The 20,923-nt window shown below is 64.3% G+C and carries 17 protein-coding genes; 9 read left to right on the top strand and 8 right to left on the bottom strand.

Annotated elements, in window-relative coordinates; genetic code table 11:
- Nucleotides 1-11 precede the first annotated feature (11 nt).
- The 8 genes from ABOC32_RS25755 (at nucleotide 12) to ABOC32_RS25720 (ending at nucleotide 10,870) form a co-directional block, all read left to right on the top strand.
- On the top strand, nucleotides 12-4,037 hold the full coding sequence (locus ABOC32_RS25755) for a molybdopterin-dependent oxidoreductase (protein ID WP_426809374.1): 4,026 nt from the start codon (nucleotides 12-14) through the stop codon (nucleotides 4,035-4,037).
- Between the two features lie 290 nt (nucleotides 4,038-4,327).
- Nucleotides 4,328-6,880 carry a nitrite reductase large subunit NirB gene (gene nirB, locus ABOC32_RS25750; protein ID WP_426809373.1) on the top strand — a complete coding sequence of 851 codons (2,553 nt, stop codon included), beginning with the start codon at nucleotides 4,328-4,330 and terminating at the stop codon, nucleotides 6,878-6,880.
- On the top strand, nucleotides 6,880-7,242 hold the full coding sequence (nirD, locus tag ABOC32_RS25745) for a nitrite reductase small subunit NirD (protein WP_426809372.1): 363 nt from the start codon (nucleotides 6,880-6,882) through the stop codon (nucleotides 7,240-7,242). The genes nirB and nirD overlap by 1 nt, the downstream gene beginning before the upstream one ends.
- A 159-nt stretch (nucleotides 7,243-7,401) precedes the next feature.
- On the top strand, nucleotides 7,402-8,334 hold the full coding sequence (pcaQ, locus tag ABOC32_RS25740) for a pca operon transcription factor PcaQ (RefSeq protein WP_426811662.1): 933 nt from the start codon (nucleotides 7,402-7,404) through the stop codon (nucleotides 8,332-8,334).
- 228 nt (nucleotides 8,335-8,562) lie between these two features.
- Nucleotides 8,563-9,327, top strand: coding sequence for an FKBP-type peptidyl-prolyl cis-trans isomerase (locus tag ABOC32_RS25735; protein WP_234229165.1), 765 nt, complete (start codon nucleotides 8,563-8,565; stop codon nucleotides 9,325-9,327).
- A gap of 288 nt (nucleotides 9,328-9,615) precedes the next feature.
- Nucleotides 9,616-10,056 carry a YkvA family protein gene (locus tag ABOC32_RS25730; RefSeq protein WP_426809371.1) on the top strand — a complete coding sequence of 147 codons (441 nt, stop codon included), beginning with the start codon at nucleotides 9,616-9,618 and terminating at the stop codon, nucleotides 10,054-10,056.
- A gap of 110 nt (nucleotides 10,057-10,166) precedes the next feature.
- The gene (locus ABOC32_RS25725; RefSeq protein WP_426809370.1) at nucleotides 10,167-10,505 is read left to right on the top strand and encodes a helix-turn-helix domain-containing protein; all 339 of its coding nucleotides are present in this window, start codon (nucleotides 10,167-10,169) and stop codon (nucleotides 10,503-10,505) included.
- Nucleotides 10,502-10,870, top strand: coding sequence for a hypothetical protein (locus ABOC32_RS25720; protein ID WP_016501064.1), 369 nt, complete (start codon nucleotides 10,502-10,504; stop codon nucleotides 10,868-10,870). The genes ABOC32_RS25725 and ABOC32_RS25720 overlap by 4 nt, the downstream gene beginning before the upstream one ends.
- Before the next feature lie 152 nt (nucleotides 10,871-11,022).
- Here the strand turns inward: ABOC32_RS25720 and ABOC32_RS25715 are convergent, their stop codons facing one another.
- Both ABOC32_RS25715 and ABOC32_RS25710 read right to left on the bottom strand, forming a co-directional pair.
- Complete coding sequence (locus ABOC32_RS25715; RefSeq protein ID WP_426809369.1) at nucleotides 11,023-11,982, bottom strand: EAL domain-containing protein; 960 nt, start codon at nucleotides 11,980-11,982, stop codon at nucleotides 11,023-11,025.
- A gap of 118 nt (nucleotides 11,983-12,100) precedes the next feature.
- The gene (locus ABOC32_RS25710; protein ID WP_426809368.1) at nucleotides 12,101-14,182 is read right to left on the bottom strand and encodes a carboxy terminal-processing peptidase; all 2,082 of its coding nucleotides are present in this window, start codon (nucleotides 14,180-14,182) and stop codon (nucleotides 12,101-12,103) included.
- A gap of 140 nt (nucleotides 14,183-14,322) precedes the next feature.
- Between ABOC32_RS25710 and ABOC32_RS25705 the strand changes: the two genes are divergently transcribed.
- A complete protein-coding gene (locus ABOC32_RS25705; protein ID WP_426809367.1) occupies nucleotides 14,323-15,285 on the top strand; it encodes an NAD(P)H-quinone oxidoreductase in 963 nt (320 codons plus the stop codon).
- 112 nt (nucleotides 15,286-15,397) lie between these two features.
- On the opposite strand, the gene ABOC32_RS25700 is transcribed toward ABOC32_RS25705, so the two are convergent.
- The 6 genes from ABOC32_RS25700 to ABOC32_RS25675 all read right to left on the bottom strand — a co-directional run bounded on the left by ABOC32_RS25700 (nucleotide 15,398) and on the right by ABOC32_RS25675 (nucleotide 20,700).
- Nucleotides 15,398-16,051 carry an HAD family hydrolase gene (locus tag ABOC32_RS25700; protein WP_426809366.1) on the bottom strand — a complete coding sequence of 218 codons (654 nt, stop codon included), beginning with the start codon at nucleotides 16,049-16,051 and terminating at the stop codon, nucleotides 15,398-15,400.
- Nucleotides 16,052-16,065: 14 nt separating this feature from the next.
- Nucleotides 16,066-17,055, bottom strand: coding sequence for an ABC transporter ATP-binding protein (locus ABOC32_RS25695; protein ID WP_132844496.1), 990 nt, complete (start codon nucleotides 17,053-17,055; stop codon nucleotides 16,066-16,068).
- A gap of 1 nt (nucleotide 17,056) precedes the next feature.
- A complete protein-coding gene (locus ABOC32_RS25690) occupies nucleotides 17,057-17,851 on the bottom strand; it encodes an ABC transporter permease (RefSeq protein WP_059395324.1) in 795 nt (264 codons plus the stop codon).
- Complete coding sequence (locus ABOC32_RS25685; protein ID WP_426809365.1) at nucleotides 17,841-18,692, bottom strand: ABC transporter permease; 852 nt, start codon at nucleotides 18,690-18,692, stop codon at nucleotides 17,841-17,843. The genes ABOC32_RS25690 and ABOC32_RS25685 overlap by 11 nt, the downstream gene beginning before the upstream one ends.
- On the bottom strand, nucleotides 18,689-19,495 hold the full coding sequence (locus tag ABOC32_RS25680) for an alkaline phosphatase family protein (RefSeq protein ID WP_234229171.1): 807 nt from the start codon (nucleotides 19,493-19,495) through the stop codon (nucleotides 18,689-18,691). The genes ABOC32_RS25685 and ABOC32_RS25680 overlap by 4 nt, the downstream gene beginning before the upstream one ends.
- Before the next feature lie 146 nt (nucleotides 19,496-19,641).
- Nucleotides 19,642-20,700, bottom strand: coding sequence for an ABC transporter substrate-binding protein (locus tag ABOC32_RS25675; protein WP_426809364.1), 1,059 nt, complete (start codon nucleotides 20,698-20,700; stop codon nucleotides 19,642-19,644).
- Nucleotides 20,701-20,923 lie beyond the last annotated feature (223 nt).

The following is a 20,923-nucleotide window of genomic DNA, read 5'->3' as shown; positions in this document are numbered from 1 at the left end:
GGAGCCCGCCCATGGCCAACAGCGAAGTACGCAGCGTGTGCCCTTACTGTGGCGTTGGCTGCGGCATCGTCATGAGCGTTGCCGATGGCAAGGTCGTCAAGGTCAGCGGCGACAAGCAGCACCCCAGCAACTTCGGCCGGCTGTGCACCAAAGGCCTCACTGCGCACGTGCCGCTGACCGCCGCCGGCCGCCTGGAAGACGCCTATGTGCGCCAGCAGCGCAACCAGCAACCGGCGCGCAGCGGCATGGACCAGGCCATCGCCGAGGCCGGCAAACGCCTGCGCGGCATCATCGACCAGCACGGCCCCGACGCCGTGGCGCTGTACGTGTCGGGGCAGATGTCGCTGGAGGCTCAGTACCTGGCCAACAAGCTGGCCAAAGGCTTTATCCGCACTCGCCATATTGAGTCCAACTCGCGCCTGTGCATGGCCAGCGCCGGCAGCGGCTACAAGCTGTCGCTCGGCGCTGACGGCCCGCCTGGCAGCTACCAGGACTTCGAGCACGCCGACGTGTTCCTGGTGATCGGCGCCAACATGGCCGACTGCCACCCGATCCTGTTCCTGCGCCTGCTTGACCGGGTCAAGGCCGGCGCCAGGCTGATCGTCGTCGACCCACGGCGCAGCGCCACCGCCGACAAGGCCGACCTGTTCCTGCAGGTGCGCCCCGGCAGTGACATGGCCCTGCTCAATGGCCTGTTGCATCTGCTACACCGCAATGGCCACACCAACCCCGACTTCATCGCCCGCCACACCGAAGGCTGGGACGCACTGCCAGCCTTCCTCGATGACTACACCCCCGAGCGCGTGGCCGCCATCACCGGGCTGGCCGAGGCCGACATCATCAAGGCCGCCGAATGGATCGGCAGCGCCAAGAACTGGATGAGCTGCTGGACCATGGGCCTGAACCAGAGCATCCACGGTACCTGGCACAGCAACGCCATCTGCAACCTGCACCTGGCCACGGGCGCCATCTGCCGCCCCGGTAGCGGGCCGTTCTCGCTGACCGGCCAGCCCAATGCCATGGGCGGCCGTGAGATGGGCTACATGGGCCCAGGCCTGCCAGGCCAACGTTCGGCGCTGGTGCAAGGCGACCGTGCGTTTGTCGAGCAGCAGTGGCAACTGCCACCCGGCAGCCTGCGCAGCGAAGGCGGCGAGGGTACGGTGGCGCTGTTCGAGCAGATGAAAGCGGGTGAAGTGAAAGCCTGCTGGATCATCTGCAGCAACCCGGTAGCCAGCGTCGCCAACCGCCAGCAGGTGATCGATGGCCTGCGCCAGGCCGAGTTGGTGATTACCCAGGATGCCTTCCTCGACACTGAAACCAACCGCTACGCCGACATCCTGCTGCCGGCCGCGCTGTGGGCCGAAGGTGAGGGCGTGATGATCAACAGCGAACGTAACCTCACCTTGATGCCGCGCGCGGTCGAGCCGCCAGGGCAGAGCCTGCCTGACTGGCAGATCATCGCCCGGGTGGCCTGCGCCATGGGCTACGGCGAAGCCTTCGACTACCCCGATGCCGAAGCGGTGTATGAAGAAATCCGCCGCTTCCATAACCCCGCAACCGGCTACGACCTGCGCGGCATCGGTTACCCCGAGTTGCGCCAGCAGCCGCACCAGTGGCCTTGTGCGCCAGGCCGTGACAGCAACCGCAGCCCTTTGCGCTACCTGAATGACGGCAGCAGCCAGACGCTGCTGCACGATGCCCAGGGGGACTGCCCGGCGCTGGCTTTCCCCACCGCCAGCGGCAAGGCCCGCTTCTTCGCCCGGCCCTGGCTGCCGGCGCCCGAGTTGCCGGATGACGACTACCCCATGGTGCTGAACACCGGCCGCGTGCAGCACCAGTGGCACACCCTGACCAAGACCGGCAAGGTGCCGGCGCTGAACAAGCTGGAGCCTGGCCCCTTCGTCGAGGTCCACCCGGACGACGCCGCACGCCTGGGCATCGCCGAAAAAGACCAGGTGGCCATCCGCTCACGGCGCGGTCAAGCCGTGCTGCCAGCGCGCATCAGCGACCGGGTCATGCCAGGCAACTGCTTTGCGCCGTTCCACTGGAACGACCTGGCCGGCGAGCAGCTGGCAATCAATGCCGTTACCTGCGATGCGGTCGACCCGCTGTCGCTGCAGCCCGCTTTCAAACACTGCGCCGTGGCCCTGCAACGGGTCGCGGGCGAGCGTATCGACGCCCTTGACCTGAACACCGCCATTCCGGAGCCAGCCCGCATGCCCACTGCCACCCTGTCCCGTCTGCTTGGCCTGGACACGCTGCCAGCCCCGGTGCTGGCAGAAGAAGAGCGCCATTACCTGCAAGGCTTCGTGCTGGGCCTGGACCAGGCCCGCGCCGAGGGCGTGCCCAGCCTGCCGGCCAGTGCGCCACTGGCGGCCAACCGCCGGCTGTTTATCGACGGCTTGCTGGCCGGGCTGTTCGCCCAGCCTGCGGCACTGCCCGTTGCGGCGTTGGCAGCGCCACGGCATCAGGTGCTGTGGGCCTCGCAGACCGGCAACGGCGAGCAGCTGGCCGAGCGCTGTGCCGAACGCCTGCGCGGTGCCGGCCTGGAGGTGCAGCTCAGTTGCATGGAGGCGGTCAGCCCGAGCCAACTGCAGGGCGCTGCCAGCGTGGTATTGATCGCCAGCACCTTCGGCGATGGCGACGCGCCCGACAGCGCGGCGGCGTTCTGGCAGGCCTTGCAGGGCGAGGAGGGTGCCTGCTGCGCCGAGCTCCCCTATGCCGTGCTGGCCCTGGGTGACTCCAGTTACGACCAGTTCTGCGGCTTTGGCCGCAAGCTCGACCAGCGCCTGGCCGAGCTGGGTGGCCGGCGCCTGTTGCAACGGGTGGACTGCGAGCCAGACTTTGACGAAGCGTTCGCAGGCTGGCTCGACGCGTTGCTGCCCTCGCTGGGCAGTGCCGCTGCGCCACCTCTGGCGAGTGAACCTGCTCCCATGGCGGCCTACAGCAAACAACAACCCTGGGCCGCCACCTTGCTGGAAAACCACCTGCTCAACGGCCCCGGTGCCAGTAAGGAAACCCGGCAACTGGTGTTCGACCTGAGCGGTAGCGGCTTCAGCTATGCCGCCGGTGATGCCTTGGGCGTGTGGCCGCGCAATTGCCCGGCGCTGGTCGATGAGCTGCTGACGCTGGCGCAGCTCGATGGCCAGGCCATGGTCGAGTTGAAGGGCCAGCCTGCCATGCCATTGGCCGAAGCCCTGCACGCGCACCTGGAGATCGCCAAGGTCACCCCGCAGCAACTGCAAGCATTCGCTGGCAGCGCCCCGGACTTGCAACGTCTGCTGCAGCCTGAGTGCAAGGTTGAACTGCAGGACTGGCTGTGGGGCCGGCAACTGGTCGATGTGCTGCGCGCCTTTCCGCAGCAGCTACCACTGGCCAGCTGGCTTGACCTGCTCAAGCCCTTGCAGCCGCGTCTGTACTCGATCAGTTCCAGCCCGTTGGCGCATCCGGGCCAGGTCCACCTGACCGTTTCCACCGTGCGTTATGGCGAGCGCAAGGGCGTGTGCTCGGCCTTCCTCGCCGACCGCGCGCAGGCGCTGAAGGTGGCAATCTTCCCGCAGGTGTCGAAGCACTTCCGGCTGCCCGAGGACGACAGCGTGCCGGTGATCATGGTCGGCCCGGGTACCGGCATTGCGCCGTTCCGGGCGTTTCTCGAAGAGCGGGAGGCGCGGGGGGCAAAGGGGGGTAACTGGCTGTTCTTTGGCGAGCAGTACGCGGCGACCGATTTCTATTACCGGGAACAGTTGCAGGCCTGGGAAACAGCAGGGCATTTGCGGCTGGACACGGCGTTTTCGCGGGACCAGGCGCAGAAGATCTATGTGCAGCAGCGCATGCTGGAGCAGGGTGCGCAGCTGTGGCAGTGGCTGGAGGCGGGGGCGTATTTCTATGTGTGTGGGGATGCGCAACGCATGGCCAAGGATGTGGATGCGGCGTTGCGCGCGGTCGTGGCTGAACATGGCGGGATGGATGCGGCGCAGGCGGCTGCCTATGTGGAAGGTTTGAGCAAGGCCAAGCGCTATCGGCGGGATGTGTACTGAGTGCACCGGGATGGGCTGATGTGCACCCCGGTTGTGCATTTTGATCACCTGTGGGGCCTCTTCGCAGCACAAGGCTGCTCCTACAGGAGCACGCGATACCTGTAGGAGCAGCCTTGTGCTGCGAAGAGGCCGGTACAGGTAAAGCAATTGGCACAGTCCCTGCTTTATCTCCGCTACAACAAGCCCCACTGATCAACGGCGATCAACCCGGGGGCACACCGTGATGAATACAGGCAAAGGCGCCTGGAGCTTCGGCTCCAGGCGCTTTTTTTTTGATCGAGGATCGGCTTATGAAGGCAACAGCGAGCAGCGGGCAACGAGAGCGACTGGTCATCGTCGGCAACGGCATGGTCGGCCACCATTGCGTCGAACAACTGGTCAGCCGCGGCGCCCTGCAGCGCTTCGAAGTGCGGGTGTTCGGCGAAGAGCGCCAGCGCGCCTACGACCGCGTGCACCTGTCCGAATACTTCGGCGGCAGCTGTGCCGAGACGCTGGCCCTGTGCGAGCACGATTTCTACAACGCCAGCGGCGTGCACCTGCACCTGGGTGAGGCCGTGCTGGAAATCGACCGTGAGCGCTGCGAAGTAGTCACCGCCGAGGGGCGCTACGGCTACGACCAACTGGTCCTGGCCACCGGCTCCTACCCCTTCGTGCCGCCGATGGAAGGCTCCAGCGGCAATGCCCGCCTGGTCTACCGCACCCTCGATGACCTCGATGGCATTCGCGCTGCCGCCGCCGGTGCCCGCCGTGGCGTGGTGGTCGGGGGTGGCCTGCTCGGCCTGGAGGCTGCCAACGCCCTCAAGTCGCTGGGCCTGGAAGCCCACGTGGTGGAATTCGCCCCACGGCTGATGCCGGTTCAGCTCGACGGCGAGGGCGGTGCCGCGCTCAAGGCGCAGATCGAAGCGCTTGGTGTGGGCGTGCACCTGTCGCGCGCCACCCAGTCGATCAGTGCCGGTGAAGCCTACCGCTACCGCATGAACTTCGACGGTGGCGAGCACCTGGAAACCGACCTGATCGTGTTCTCCGCCGGTATCCGCCCGCAGGATGCCCTGGGCCGTGGCTGTGGCCTGGACATCGCCGCCCGCGGTGGCGTGGTGATCGACAACCACTGCCGCAGTAGCGACCCGCGCATCTTTGCCATCGGCGAGTGCGCTTCGTGGAACGGTAGCGTGTTCGGCCTGGTCGCTCCGGGCTACAACATGGCGCGCAACCTGGCAGCGTTGCTGATGGGGGAAGCGGCGGTCGCGTTCACCGGCGCCGACATGTCGACCAAGCTCAAGCTGCTGGGTGTGGATGTCGGCTCGATTGGCGATGCCCACGGCGCCACCCCTGGTTCACGCAGCTATCGCTTCATCGACGAAGCCAACAGCGCCTACCGCCGGCTGGTGGTGGACGCCAGCGGCAAGCACGTGCTCGGCGCGGTGCTGGTCGGCGACAACAGCTATTACGACACCCTGCTGCAATACGCCCAGAACGGCATCGCCCTGCCAGCCGACCCCGCAGCGCTGATCCTCCCGCAAGGCGGTGGTGCACCGGCCCTGGGCGCCGATGCGTTGCCCGACAGCGCGACCATCTGCTCGTGCCACAACGTCAGCAAAGCTGCGGTGTGCGCCGCCATCGACAGCGGTTGCAGCGACCTTGCTGCGGTCAAGGGCTGCACCAAGGCCGCCAGCGGCTGCGGCGGTTGCGCGGCCTTGCTCAAGCAGGTGTTCGAGCACGAACTGACGGCCCGCGGCGTGGCGGTGGACAAGAGCCTGTGCGAGCACTTCGCCTACACCCGCCAGGAACTCTACGGGCTGGTGCGGGTGGAGGGCATCCGTACCTACAGCGAGCTGCTCGAGCGCCACGGCAAGGGCCACGTTGGCTGTGACATCTGCAAACCGGCGGTGGGCAACATCCTCGCCTCGTGCTGGAACCAGCCGATCATGGACCCGGCGCTGGTGCCGCTGCAGGACACCAACGACACCTTCATGGCCAACATGCAGAAAAACGGCACCTACTCGGTGGTGCCGCGTATCCCCGGTGGTGAAATCACTCCCGACAAGCTCATCGTCATCGGCCAGGTAGCCAAGAAGTACGACCTGTACACCAAGATCACCGGCGGCCAGCGCATCGACCTGTTCGGTGCCCAGCTGCACGAGCTGCCGCTGATCTGGGGCGAGCTGATCGAGGCCGGCTTCGAAACCGGCCACGCCTACGGCAAGTCGACCCGCACGGTGAAGTCGTGCGTGGGCAGCACCTGGTGCCGTTACGGCGTGCAGGACAGCGTCGGCATGGCCCTGCGCCTGGAAGACCGCTACAAGGGCCTGCGCAGCCCGCATAAACTCAAGTTCGCGGTATCGGGCTGCACCCGCGAATGCGCCGAGGCGCAGAGCAAGGACATCGGCGTGATCGCCACCGACAAGGGCTGGAACCTCTACGTGTGCGGCAACGGCGGCATGCGCCCGCGGCATGCCGAGCTGTTCGCCACCGACCTGGACGACGAAACCCTGGTACGCCTGATCGACCGCGTGCTGATGTTCTACATCCGCACGGCCGACAAGCTGCAGCGCACCTCGGTGTGGCGAGAAAACCTGGAAGGCGGGCTGGACTACCTGAAGCAGGTGATCCTCGACGACAGCCTGGGCCTGGCCAGCGAGCTGGAAGCGCAGATGCAGCACGTGGTCGACCAGTATGAATGCGAATGGGCCAATGCCCTCAACGATCCCGAGAAGCTCAAGCGCTTCCGCACCTTCGTCAATGACCGGCGTGCCGACCCGGACGTGCACTTCGTGCGCGAACGCGAACAACGCCGGCCTGCTGCGCCGTTGCACCTGATCCCAACTGTCGAGGAGGCTGTCTGATGAACCTGTCCAATGCTGCTGTGAAAACCCAAGAGAACTGGCAGGCGGTGTGCCAGGCGCAAGACCTGGTGGCCGACTCTGGGGTGGTAGTGTGGCTCGACGGGGCCCAGGTGGCGCTGTTCTACCTGCCGGGGCAGGCTCAGCCACTGTACGCGGTGGACAACCGCGACCCGCGTTCCGGTGCCAACATCATCGGCCGCGGGCTGGTGGGCAGTGTGCAGGGCGAACTGGTGGTGGCGGCGCCGTTGTACAAGCAGCATTTCAGTTTGCAGAGCGGGGCGTGCCTGGAAGATGCCGGGCAGCGCCTGCGGGTGTGGCCGGTGCGCTTGAATGGTGGGGCTGTGGAACTGGCTGTTGCCTGATACTCATATATCGCCTGCACCGGCCTATTCGCGGGTAAACCCGCTCCCACAGGTACTGCGCAGACCTGTAAGGCTGTGGAGATCTCTGTGGGAGCGGGTTTACCCGCGAAGAGGCCGGCACAGGTTATCTGCATGCCCCAATGCGGTAAGCTTGAGGCCATGAACCTCGATACCCGCATCAAATACCGCCACCTGCTGTGCTTCCTGGAGATTGCCCGGCAGGGCAGTCTGGCCAGGGCTGCCGACGCGCTCGCGATCAGCCAGCCGGCCATTTCCAAGACCCTCAAGGAACTCGAAGGCCTGCTGGAAGCGCGCCTGTTCGCGCGCAGCCGTCAGGGTGTCGAGCTGACCCCGGCCGGGGCGCGCTTCATGCGCTACGCCGGGCCCAGCGTACAAGCCCTGCGCGATGGCGTCAGCAGTTTGCGCGGCGAAGCACGGGCGCCGTCGCAGGTGCGTATTGGCGTGCTGTCGACGGTCGAGGGCCTGCTCATGCCCGAGGTGCTGTGCCGTATGCACCAGCGCCATGAAGCGCTGGTCATCAGTGTGGCCACCGGGGTCAGCGCGCAGTTGCTCGGCCAGTTGCGCCTGGGTGAGCTGGAACTGGTGGTCGGGCGCATGACCGACAGCCCACAGATCCAGGGCCTTTCGTTCGAGCACCTGTACAGCGAGTCGATGAGCCTGGTGGTACGCCCCGGCCACCCGCTGCTGGCCGCCACGCCGGTGGATCGCGCCCTGGTCGGGCGTTACCCGTTGGTGTTGCCGCCGGCGGGCACCACCATCCGCCAGCATGCCGACAGCCTGTTTGTGCAATGCGGCATCCAGATGCCGGCACAGCGCCTGGAAACCCTGTCGCTGGCCCTGAGCCGGCGCTACCTGCTTGGCAGCGATGCGCTGTGGGTGGCGCCGCGCGATGCGGTGCTGCTCGACCTGCGCCGTGGCGAGCTGGTCGAGCTCGACCTGGGCGTGCGCGAGCCGGGCGGCTCGGTGGGTATCTGCCGCAATGCCGCCTTGCCGCAAAGCCTGCCGGGGCAGTGGGTGTGCGAGGTGCTGCGCGAGGTGGCAGGGGAGTACCGCGAGGGCAACTACCCCTGAGTGCAGGCGTTTCAGAGTTCAGCGAAATAAATCGCCTGGACAACCGGGCAAAAACGGCACAACCGGTCAATACTGGCCAGTGGCTGCAAACCCAGGATGAATTAGCGTTTAACTACTGAACTTCCTTACCGAAACCCGCTCCTATGCCGGTAGCCATTGGTCATGGCCGCCTGCTAAGCTCGCGGCTTTACCCTGATTGCCCTTATGGCGCATGAACAAGGAAATAGCATGAAACAGCATCGTTTGGCGGCTGCGGTTGCCCTGGTAGGCCTGGTACTGGCTGGCTGTGATCAACAGGCCAGCAGCCCCGAGCTGAAGACTCCGGCGCAAAAAGCCTCCTACGGTATCGGCCTGAACATGGGCAAGAGCCTGGCTCAGGAAGGCATGGAAGACCTTGATTCGAAATCGGTCGCCCTCGGCATCGAAGACGCCGTTGGCAAGAAAGAACAACGCATCAAGGACGAAGAGCTGGTAGAGGCTTTCACCGCCCTGCAGAAACGCGCCGAGGAGCGCCTGGCCAAGGCCAGTGAAGAAGCCGCCTCCGCCGGCAAGAAGTTCCTTGAAGAAAACGCCAAGAAGCCAGGCGTGGTCACCACTGCCTCGGGCCTGCAGTATGAAGTGGTCAAGAAGGCTGATGGCCCGCAGCCCAAGCCGACCGACGTGGTCACTGTCCACTACGAAGGCAAGCTGACCGATGGCAAGGTGTTCGACAGCTCTGTCGAGCGTGGCAGCCCGATCGACCTGCCGGTCAGCGGTGTGATCCCGGGTTGGGTCGAAGGCCTGCAACTGATGCACGTTGGCGAGAAGTACAAGCTGTTCATCCCGGCTGAACTGGCCTACGGCGCACAAAGCCCAAGCCCGCTGATCCCAGCCAACTCGGTACTGGTGTTCGACCTGGAACTGATCGCCATCAAGGACCCGGCCCAGTTGCAAGGCGGCGAGCCGGAAGCCGAGGCTCCAGCTGAAGCACCTGCTGAAGCACCTGCCAAGTAACACTGGCTGGTTCTTGCAAAACGCCCCGTCCTGACGGGGCGTTTTCGTTTGTGGCGATTGGACGAACCTGCAACACCTGATACTGTCCGAGGAAATGCAGCTAGTAGATGTAGGATGTTTCTGGCGCAAATCGTTTGCGGCCAGGTACCCGCGGCTTGAAACGGTTGTGTAAAAAACGCCCGATCTGACCGTGGCCCTTGCCTGGCAGGCACCTGGGCTCAGAAACGCGACCCTGTTCACAAGGTTATCCACAATAAATGTGGATAACCTGTTCCGCCTGGAGGCTCCATGAGCGCACCCTGGAATTTTGCCCGTTTCCTGCCTTTGGCCGAGCGCCTGCTCAGCCGTGGTCGGCTGCCGGCCCTGCTGTTTGCAGTGGCCCGCAAAGGCCCGCGCATCGGCCAGTTGCGTGAGGACGTGAAACTGCTGCAGTCGCTGTGCCTGGCGTGGTGGCGTGGCGAATACCGCGCCATCAGCCCCAAGGCCCTGGTCACCATCGTGGCCGGTCTGCTGTACTTCGTCAGCCCCATCGATGCCATCCCCGACTGGTTGCTGGGCGTGGGTTTTCTCGATGACATCGCGGTGCTGGGCTGGGTGCTGAAGACCGTGGCCGACGAACTGGCGCGCTTCAAGGCCTGGCGCGACAGCCAGGCACCCGAGCGGCTGCGCGTGGTCGAGCGCTTGCCGGCTACCCCGCAAGCGCTGGGCCTGGAGCGCAAAACGCCGTGAAAACAGCCTGAACTGCACTCAACCGGACAGACCCCGGAGTTGGTAATATAATTGGCATAAGGGTTATGCCTACGGATTACATGCTGTAATCCTTTTTTAAGGGGTTTGTAATGGGTATTCAGGTAATTAGCCGGGACGGTCAACCCGAGTACGCCGTCGTTCCCTGGGAGCAGTACCAGGCACTGCTCAAGGCGGCGGGGCAAGCGCCTGCCGAGGCGGTCGTCAGCGAAGCGCCCGGCCAGGCTGCCGTGGCGCCATTGCCGGCGTTCGGCGAAGTGGCGCAGATTCGCCAGGCCAAGGGCATCGCCCCTGAGCAACTGGCGCGCAATGTCGGGGTGAGCCCGGCGTATCTGGCCATGATCGAATCGGGTGAGCGCCAGCCGGATGCTGCCATCCGCCGCGCCTTGGCCTGGCATCTGGGGGTGGCTGGCTGGAGCGAGCCATCATGAGCCAGGTCAGGATCAGCCGTCAGCACTGGGATAACCTGCTGGGCGAGCTTGACCTGGCCCGTCGTCAACGTCACTTGCTGACCTACCGAGCGCTGATCGAGCGCTTGCAACTGCCTAGCCCTGCCATGCAGACGCTAACCGCTGCGCTGGAGTACCTGGCGGTGCTGGATGCCCGTGCCGAGCAGCCGTTGCGCAGCTCGCTGGTGATCAGCCAGGGCGCCAGCCGCTTGCCGCGTACCGGCTTCTTCGAATGTGTCGAACGGCTGGGGCGGTTTGCCGGGCCGGTCGATGGCATGGAGGCGGCGTCGTGGCATGCCTCCGAGGTGGTCCGGGTGTTCGAGTACAGCTACCCCGAAACAGCCTGATTGTCAGTCTCAGCGCGGTCCCTCCCGCCGGTCCACCACCGGCCTGTAGGAGCAGCCTTGTGCTGCGAAGAGGCCAGTATGAGCAAATACTTTCAGTAGCAGTAATGGCCTCTTCGCAGCACAAGGCTGCTCCTACAGATACAGCGCAAGCCTCAAGGTCTGTGGTGTACCTGTGGGAGCTGGCTTGCCGGCGATAGGGCCAGAACAGGCAAAGAATGCCTGTGAATCAAACCACAAGGCCTGCCATCGGCATCAACCACCTCCAGTTCATCCAGGTGCTGGTGTCGGCCAAACAGCTCCAGCAACTGCCCGATCGTGGCATTCAACCGCACTGTCGGTTGCTCGGCCGCTGGTGTGCTCATCAGCGCCGGTAGCTCGCGCACCCCCAGCTCCTGCGGCCGCCCCAACAGGTAGCCCTGCACCAGGTCCACCCCCATCTCCCTCAACACCGCCAACTCCTCCGCCAGCTCGATGCCTTCGGCAATCACCTGTGCCTTCGATGCCCGGGCAATCTGCAAGATCGAGCCAACGAACTCGCGCTTGAGCGGATCGCGGTGGATGCCGTCGATGAAGTGGCGGTCGATCTTCACGTATTCGGGGCGCAGCTCCGACCACAGGCGCAAGCTCGAATAACCCGCCCCCAGGTCGTCGAGGGCAATCGAGAAGCCCATGTCACGGTAGTGGTGCAGGGCATTTGACAGCAGCTGGAAGTCGTCGGTCGGGGTGTGCTCGGTCAGCTCGATCACCACCTGGCTGGGCGGCAGGCCAACCTGCTCCAGCAGCTTCAGGGTAAGGCCGGACGGGTAGTGCGGCTCCAGCAACGATTCGGGCGAGATGTTGAGAAACAGCTTGCCCTGCAGTTGCTGCTCGCTGAAGCGCCGGCAGGCACTTTCCCGGCAGGCGGCTTCCAGCTCGGTCAGGCGGCCGGCCTGGCGGGCGATGCTGAACAGGTTCAGCGGTGCATGCAGCGGGCTGTTGGACGGCCCGCGGCTCAGCGCCTCATGGCCGAAAACCCGTTGCTCGCTCAGGCACATGATCGGCTGGAACAGACTGTGAATGCTGCGTTGAGCCAGGATGGCACTCAAGGCACTGAGCTGTTCGGCGACGGTCATGACGTATTCCTGAAAATGAAAGGGCCGGGCATCTGCATGCCCGGCCCCCGTATTTCACGACAGCGCGATGACTGTTTGATGACAGGTCACATTATTCTGCCATCACTGCCGTTGTGCCTTACTTCTTGGCCACCTTGGTGCTGGCGCTGAGGTAGTCGATCAGGATACGACCGGTTTCGGACAGGTAGGCGTCGTCTTCCGGCTTGGTGTTCTCATCCTCGACTGGCAACGCGTCCTCGTCCTCTTTCTTCAGCTCCTTGAGCGGCTCTTCACCCTTGGCCTTGCGGCGGACGTTTTCCAGCGCCAGCTGCTTGGCTTCGATTTCGTCGTGGCGTGCACGGCGATCCTGCTCGTTGAGGCTGACGGTTTTTTCGGTCATCAGCTTCTGCGTCAGGGCCAGACGGTCGCGAATGTAGGTGAACTCGGCATCCTTGTCGCTGCGCGCTTCATGCTGTGCCTTGAGCTGGGCCAGGTACGGCTTGAACGGGTCGGCCGCCGGCTTGACTACCGGGCGGATGGTGTCCCACGGCATGGCCTCGGGCAGGGCGCTCTCGCCGATTTCCTTGGTGTCGATGATCGACGGGTAGTCGATGTCCGGCAGTACGCCCTGGTGCTGGGTGCTCTGCCCGGAAACCCGGTAGAACTTGGCCAGGGTCAGCTTCAGCTCGCCATGGTTGAGCGGCTGGATGGTCTGCACGGTGCCTTTGCCGAAGGTCTGGCCGCCGATGATCAGGGCGCGGTGGTAGTCCTGCATGGCGCCGGCGAAGATCTCCGACGCCGAGGCCGACAGGCGGTTGACCAGCAGCGCCAGTGGGCCTTTGTAGAAGGCCCCCGGGTTTTCGTCTTCCAGCACGTCGACGCGGCCGTCGCTGTTGCGCACCAGTACGGTTGGGCCTTTCTCGATGAACAGGCTGGTGAGCTCGGTGGCTTCCTGCAGCGAGCCGCCGCCGTTGTTGCGCAGGTCGATGACCACGCCGTCGACTTTTTCTTTCTGCAGTTCGGTGAGCAGCTTCTTCACGTCACGCGTGGTGCTCTTGTATTCCGGGTCACCGGCGCGGTAGGCCTTGAAGTCGAGGTAGAAGGCCGGGATCTCGATGATGCCCAGCTTGTAGTCACGCCCGTCCTGCTTGAGCTTGAGCACCGACTTTTTCGCCGCCTGCTCTTCAAGCTTCACCGCTTCACGTGTGATCGACACGATCTTGCTGGTCTGGTCGCTTGGCGCATTGCTGGCCGGGATCACTTCCAGGCGTACCACCGAGCCTTTCGGGCCACGGATCAGCTTGACCACTTCGTCCAGGCGCCAGCCCACCACGTCGACCATTTCCTTGTTGCCCTGGGCCACGCCGATGATCTTGTCGGCCGGGGCTACCTGCTTGGTCTTGGCGGCAGGGCCAGCCGGCACCAGGCGCACGATCTTGACCTGGTCGTTGTCGCTTTGCAGCACTGCGCCGATGCCTTCGAGCGACAGGCTCATGTTGATGTCGAAGTTTTCGGCGTTGTCCGGCGACAGGTAGTTGGTGTGCGGGTCGTAGGACTGGGCGAAGGTGTTGATGTAGGCCTGGAAGATGTCCTCGGCACGGGTCTGGTCCAGGCGCGCCAGCTGGTTCTTGTAGCGCTTGGTCAGGGTTTCCTGGATCTGCTTGGGTTCCTTGCCGGCGATCTTCTGGCGCAGCACTTCGTCCTTGACGCGTTTGCGCCACAAGTCGTCGAGCTCGGCCTGGTCCTTCATCCACGGGGCGTCCTTGCGGTCGATCAGCAAGGTTTCCTTGGTGGTGAAGTCGATCTTGTCCACGCCTTTGTTCAGCTCGGCCAGGGCGAAGTCCAGGCGTTGCTTGACGCGGTCCAGGTAGCGTTTGTAGATGGTGAAGCCCGGGTCGAGATTACCGCTCTTGAGGAAATCGTCGAATTGCGTTTTCCATTTGTCGAATTCGGCAATGTCGGCCGCGGTGAAGTAGCTGCGCGCCGGGTCCAGCAGCTTGATGTAGCTGTCGTAGATGATGACCGAACGGGCATCGTCCAGCGGCGGCTTGCTGTAGTGGTGGCGCTTGAGCAATTCCACCACGTTGAGGCTGGCGACGATCTCGTCGCGGTCCGGCTGCAGGCCGTCCCACTTGTTGGCGGCCGCTGCATTGCCGCCGAGCGTGAGGCTGCCCAGGCCGATCATTACAGCGAGGGCGGTGCTTGGGAGGAAATGCTTCATGCTGATTCGACGTGGAGGCAATTGATCACGCATAGTAGGCCGTCTTTTCCGTTGCCGGTTCCATGGAACCGGGCAAATACTGCAAAAAGCCTGGGGTGTGCGTTCCCCAGGCCCAGTCATGATTCAACTATGGAGGCACTGTGAAGGCATTGCAAGGCGTTGACGGACATGTGGAGTGGGTCGAGGCCGAACGCCCGGCCTGTGACGCGGGCCAAGTGCGCATTCGCGTGGCTGCTGCGGGCCTGAACCGCGCCGATCTGCTGCAGATGAAAGGTTTGTACCCGCCACCGCCAGGCGCCAGCCCGTACATGGGCCTTGAATGCGCCGGCGTGGTCGAGGAGGTGGGCGCCGGTGCCGACTGGCGGGTGGGCGACCGGGTGTGCGCACTGCTGGCCAGCGGCGCCATGGCCGAGGAAGTGGTGGTCGATGCCCGCCATGTACTGCCGGTACCCGAAGGGCTCAGCCTGCATGAAGCGGCAGCGTTGCCGGAGGTGTATGCCACCGCCTGGCTGAACATCTTCCAGCTCGGTGCTGTGAAGGCTGGCGAGAAGGTGCTGGTGCATGCTGGCGCCAGTGGCGTTGGCTCGGCCGCCATCCAGCTGTGCAAGGCATTCGGCAGCCCGGTGTGGGTCAGCGTCGGTTCACCGGACCGCCTGGCCTATTGTGAAGCGCTGGGCGCTGCAGGTGGTGTGGTACGTAACGAGAACCTGGAGGCACTGGAAGGTTTCGGGCCGTTCGACGTCATTCTCGACCCGGTGGGCGCCAGCTACGGCGAGCTCAACCTCAAGCTGCTGGCCCGTGACGGGCGTTGGGTGATCATCGGCCTGATGGGCGGGCGCAAGTTTGAGCTGGACCTGGCCCAGGTGCTGGGCAAGCGCCTGGAGATTACCGGCTCTACGCTGCGCAACCGTGATGACGGCTTCAAGGCCGAGTTGCTGCGTGAGTTGCAACAGCAGGTGTGGCCGCTGTTCGCCGAAGGGCGTTTGTCGCCGCAACTGGTCGATACCTACCCGGTGGCGTTTGCCCAGGCGGCGTATGCCGCGCTTGAGAGCAACCAGGTGTCGGGCAAGCTGGTGATGGTCATAGATCCGAGCCTGGCATAAGCAGGCCTGGCCCTTTCGCGGGTAAACCCGCTCCCACAGGATCACCACAGATTCGAAATTTGTGCGATCCCTGTGGGAGCGGGCGAGCCCGCGAATAGGCCCACCCAAATCTTCAGGTCCAGCTCAGGATCGGCCAGCCATTGGTCTGGGCATGCTCGCGCAACACCGCATCCGGGTTCACCACATGCGGGTGATCCACCTTCAGCAACAGCGGCAGGTCGTTGCGTGAATCGGAATAGAAACTCGCGCCCTCCAGGTTCTCCTGCTCCTGATCCAGCCACTCCAGCAGCCGGGTGATCTTGCCTTCGCGGTAGGTCAGTACCCCGTGGGTCTTGCCCGTATACACCCCGTTCACCGCCTCCAGCTCGATCGCCAGGTACTCATCCACCCCCAGGCGCGCCGCAATCGGCCCGACCAGGTGCGTCCCCGAAGCGGAAATGATCAGAATGCGGTTCCCGCGCTTGCGGTGCTCGGCAATGCAGCGGCAGGCGTCGCCGTAGATGATCGGCTCGATCACGTCCTCGACCCACGGCTCAACCAGATGCTCCACCTCTTCCAGGGTACGCCCGGCCATCGGCTCCAGGCTGAAGGCCATGTAGTCCTCCATCTGCAGGTGGCCCTTGCCGTAGGCTTCCATCAGCTCACGGTCGCGGCGCAGGAAGTCCTTGCCGTCGACCCAGCCCAGCCGGGCCATCTGCTCGCTCCACAGCGACGCACAGTCCCCGTGGATCAGGGTTTCGTCCAGATCGAAAATTGCCAGTGCCATTGTGTTGAATCTCCTTAAGCCACTTCCCGCAGCGCTGTCGGGTCGATCGACAAGCTAACCCGTTTTCCGTCCGCGTGCAGGTCGGCAGGCGAGCGGTTGAGCACGTCGACCACCAACTCCACCTCGCGCACGTTCACGCGGTAGCGAATCACATTGCCCAACAGGCTGTGGCTGCGGACTTCTGCGTCCAGTTCGCCATTCACGCCCAGGGTGATCGACTCCGGGCGGATCGCCAGGCGGCTGGTGACCGGGCGTTGCAGCAGGCGGCTGGCGCTGTCGGCGTCGAGCAGGTTGTAGTTGCCGATAAAGCCGGCGGCAAACAGGTCCACAGGCGCTGTGTAGAGGGTTTCGGCATCGCCGCTCTGGACGATACGCCCCTGGTTCATCAGGAAGATGCGGTCAGACAGCGTCAGCGCTTCTTCCTGGTCGTGGGTGACAAAAATGGTGGTCAGCCCCAGTTCACGCTGGATGGCACGAATCTGCTCGCGCAGGTGTTTGCGAATACGCGCATCCAGTGCCGACAGCGGCTCGTCGAGCAGCAGCAGGCGCGGGCGGGTGACCAGCGAGCGGGCCAGGGCCACGCGCTGGCACTGGCCGCCAGACAACTGGTGCGGGTAGCGCCCGGCAAAGTTGCCCAGCTCCACCAGCGCCAGCACCTCGCGTACGCGGGCCTGGCTTTCGTCGGCCTTGACCTTCTGCATGCGCAGGCCAAAGGCCACGTTCTGTTCCACGGTCATGTTGGGGAACAGCGCGTAGCTCTGGAAGACCATGCCGATGCCACGCTTTTGCGGGCTCAGCGGCACGATGTCGTGGCCGTCGAGGAGGATTTGCCCGCTGTCCACCGGGGTCAGCCCGGCGATGCAGCGCAGCAGGGTGGACTTGCCGCAGCCGGACGGGCCTAGCAGGGTAACGAACTCGCCGCGTTCGATGTGGCAGTCGATGTTCTCGAACACCGGGCTGCCGGCGTAGCTTTTCTGCAGTTTCTGTACGCTGACGAAGCTCATGTCAGGTCTTGTCCTTGTTCAGGCGGTTGGCGACCCAGGTCAGTACCAGCACAAAGGCGAAGTACGAGATCACCAGCGCGCTGTTGAAGTGGCCGCTGCTGTTGCGCATGTTGTTCAGGTACACCTGCAGGGTCTCGTAGCGGGTGCCGACCAGCAGGTTGGCGAACACGAACTCGCCGAACAGGAACGAGAACGACAGCAGCAGTGCCACCATCAGGCCCTTGCGCAGGTTTGGCAGCACCACCAGCAGCGCGGCCTGCCATGTGCTGGCGCCAAGCAGCTGGGCGGCGTCCATCAGGTCGCGCAGGTTGATCGCCTGCAGGTTGTTGGTAATGGCCCGGTACATGAACGGCAGGGCGATGGTGAAGTAGCAGCCGATCAGGATCCAGGGCGTGCCGACCATGGCCATCGGCCCGCTGCCATACAGCTGCAGCAGCCCCACCGACGACACCACCGGCGGTACCGCGAACGGCAGCAGGATGAGGATGTTCATCAGGGCGTCGAGCCGCGGGAAGTGGTAGTGCACCACGAACAGCAGCGGCAAGATCAGCACCACCGAAAGCAGCAGTGCGCCCATGCACACCAGTAGCGACTGGCCGAAGGCGGCCAGGAAGCGCGGCTCGCTCCACAGCGCCACGTACCATTTCAGGGTCAGGCCGCTGGGCAGCAGGCTGGCCGACCAGCTGGTGGCCAGCGAGTAGAGCAGGGTGCCGGCCAGTGGCAGCAGCAGGATCAGGAACAGCAGGTAGACCACGATGCGGTGGTACCAGCCGCCGGAACGGGTGTCAGCGCGCATGGTAGCTCCTCTTCAGCAACCATTGGTGCACCACCGTGACCAGCGTCATCAGCCCCACCAGCACCATCGCCAGGGCGCTGGCCAGGTTGGGGTCGAGGCTGATGTCGCCGGCCACCAGGCCTGCGATGCGGATCGGCAGTACGTTGAAATTGCCGGTGGTCAACGCGTACACGGTGGCGTAGGCGCCCAGGGCGTTGGCCAGCAGGATGACGAAGGTGCCCAGCAATGCCGGGGTCAGCACCGGCAAGCCGATGTGCCGCCAGTATTGCCAGTGGTTGGCACCGAGCAGCGCGGCCGACTCGCGCCAGTCTTCACGCAGGGCGTCGAAGGCGGGGTAGAGCAGCAACACGCCCAGCGGGATCTGGAAGTAGGTGTACACCAGGATCAGCCCGCTTTTGGAGTAAATGCTGAAGTCTTCCAGCAGGCCGATCTGCTTCAGCAGCAGCGTCAGCGCGCCGTTGAAACCGAGCAGGATGATGAAGGCGAAGGCCAGCGGCACCCCGGCAAAGTTGCTGGTCATGTTGGCGAAGGCGCTGACGAAGTCGCGCAGTTTCGAGTCCACCTGGCGCAGCGAATAGGCGCCCAACGTGGCGATGACGATGCCGAACAGGCTCGACCAGAAGCTGATCTCCAGGCTGCGTTGCAGGGCCTGCAGGTAGAACTTCGAGCTGAATACCTTGCTGAAATTTTCGACGCCCCAGCCGGCTTCCGATTGCACGCTGTTGATCGCTACCCAGGCCAGCGGGGCGATCTGGAAAACGACAAAGAACACGGCAAACGGCAGCAGGCAGAGCAGGGCCAGGTAGCGGCCACGGGCGCCGCTGCGCTTGGGTGTAGTCACTTCAGCAGCTCCCGGCACACGGTCTTGTCGTGGGTAGCGCCAAGCAGCTCGCACATGGTGCCGCACAGCTCGGTCTGCAGCGGCTTGGCCGCCGGGTCCAGGCTGAACGCGTCGCCAAACACGAACAGCGGCACTTCGCGTTCCTCGGCCAGCAGGCCGTTGTGCGAGCGGTCGTTGTTCATGCCGTGGTCGGCGGTGACCAGCACCTGATAGCCCTCTTCGAGCCAGCCGGGCAGGTAGTCGGCCAGCAGGATGTCCACACTGCGGGCGGCGTTGCGGTACTGGCTGCTGTCCAGGCCGTGGCGGTGGCCGACATCGTCGATGCTCATCGGGTGCACCAGCAGGAAGTTGGGGGCGTGGCGGCGGCGCAGGTATTCGCCATCGGCCAGCAGGTGCGAATCGGGGTAGCGGTCGTCCCAGTAGAACAGCCCGTGCTGGATCGGCAGCTTCGGCGCGTGGGTGTGGCGGTCGCGCTGCGGGTCGAAGGGCGAGCGGTTGTACAGCTCGCTCATCCAGTGATAAGCCGCCGCTGCGGTGCCCAGGTTGGCCTCGCGGGCGTAGTGGAACACGCTGCGCTGGTTGGACAGGCGGTTGACGTTGTTGTGCACGATGCCGCTGTCGATGGGCGGCACGCCGGTGAGGATGCACTCGTACAGCGGCCGTGACAGCGACGGCAGCTCGCATTCCACGCGGTACAGCGCGGCGCGGTCGGCCTCGACGTAGGCATGCAGGTGGCCCATGGCGTGGTGGGCGACCTGGTAGTTGAGGCCGTCGAGCAGGACCAGGATGACGTTGTGTTGCATGGTGGCTCCAGTCATAAACCGCGTTGGCTTCTTCGCGGGCACGCCCGCTCCCACAAGGACTGCACAAGGCTCAGGACCTGTGCTGTACCTGTGGGAGCGGGTTTACCCGCGAAAGGGCCCGTCCAGGCACTAGAGAAACTAGCCCTTTACTCCATCTCGATGATCACTTGCTCCTGCCACATCTGCGGCAGTTTCTTCGAGGTGGCTTCCCAGGCATCGGCATTCTTGATCGGCTGGGCTGCACCGTACTGCTCGTTGGGCAGCAACTTGGCCTGCACGTCCGCCGGCAGCTTCAGGTGCTCGGCACGGATTGGCCGCGCGTGGCCCTTGGCCAGGTTGGTCTGCCCGGCATCGCTGAAGATGTATTCACGGGTCAGTTTGGCCGCGTTGGGATGCTTGGCGTACTTGTTGATGATGGTGGTATAGCCCGAGGTGATGGAACCGTCCGACGGGATCAGCACTTCAAAGCGTTTGGGGTCGATCTGCTCGCGGTAGCTCAGGCCGTTGAAGTCCCACACCACGCCGACTTCCACTTCGCCCTTTTCCAGGGTCTGGATGGTCGGGTTGGCCAGCGACAGGCGCTTCTGCTGGGCCAGTTTGGTGAACAGCTCCAGGCCCGGCGCCACGTTGCTTTCGTCGCCTTTGTAGGCGATGGCGGCAGCCAGCACCCCGTTGGCGGCCTGGGCGGCAGTGCCGACGTCACCGATGGCGACCTTGTACTTGCCTTTTTCCAGGTCATGCCAGGTTTTTGGCCGTTGCTCTTCCTTGACCAGGTCCTTGTTGATGATGAAGGCGATGGTGCCGGTATAGGCCAGCGCCCAGTGGCCGTCCTTGTCCTTGGCCCAGTCCGGCACCTGGTCCCAGGTGCTTGGCTTGTACGGCTGGCTCACGCCCTTGGTCAACGCGATTGGGCCGAAGGCGGCGCCCACGTCACCGATGTCGGCGCTGGCGTTGTCCTTCTCGGCTTCGAACTTGGCAATTTCCTGGGCCGAGCTCATGTCAGTGTCGCTGTGCTTGAGGCCGTACTTGCTGGCCAGGTCTTCCCAGGTGCCTTTCCAGTTGGCCCAGGCATCGGGCATGCCCACGCTGTTGACGGTGCCTTCCTTGCGGGCGGCATCTTCCAGGGCCTTGAGGTCCTCGGCCATGGCCGAGGTACAGAACGCGATGGCCGAACCGAGCAGTGACGCCATGAACAACTTTTTCATCCGTAGCTCCTTGGGTGGGTGCCTTTAGCCGATCGTTATCATTTCGGTGTGGGCGAGTGAAGCCGTTGCCTGGAACCTTTGGTCTAGGTCAGCAAACCTTGAGCCAAGGTAGGCCGCTTGCGTGACAATTTGATGTAGGGAAGGGCCCTGGCAGGTGGCTGGGGGCCCCTGGCAATACAGCGTAGACCATGGTTAACCCCCGGTTTTGCGGGGCTGGCCCGAT

Origin of the sequence: Pseudomonas sp. WOUb67 (genome assembly GCF_050058005.1) — a bacterium.
In the GTDB taxonomy this organism is placed as follows: Bacteria; Pseudomonadota; Gammaproteobacteria; order Pseudomonadales; family Pseudomonadaceae; genus Aquipseudomonas; species Aquipseudomonas putida_R.
Note: the sequence above shows the minus strand (reverse complement) of the source record. Positions and strands in the feature narration are given on the sequence as shown.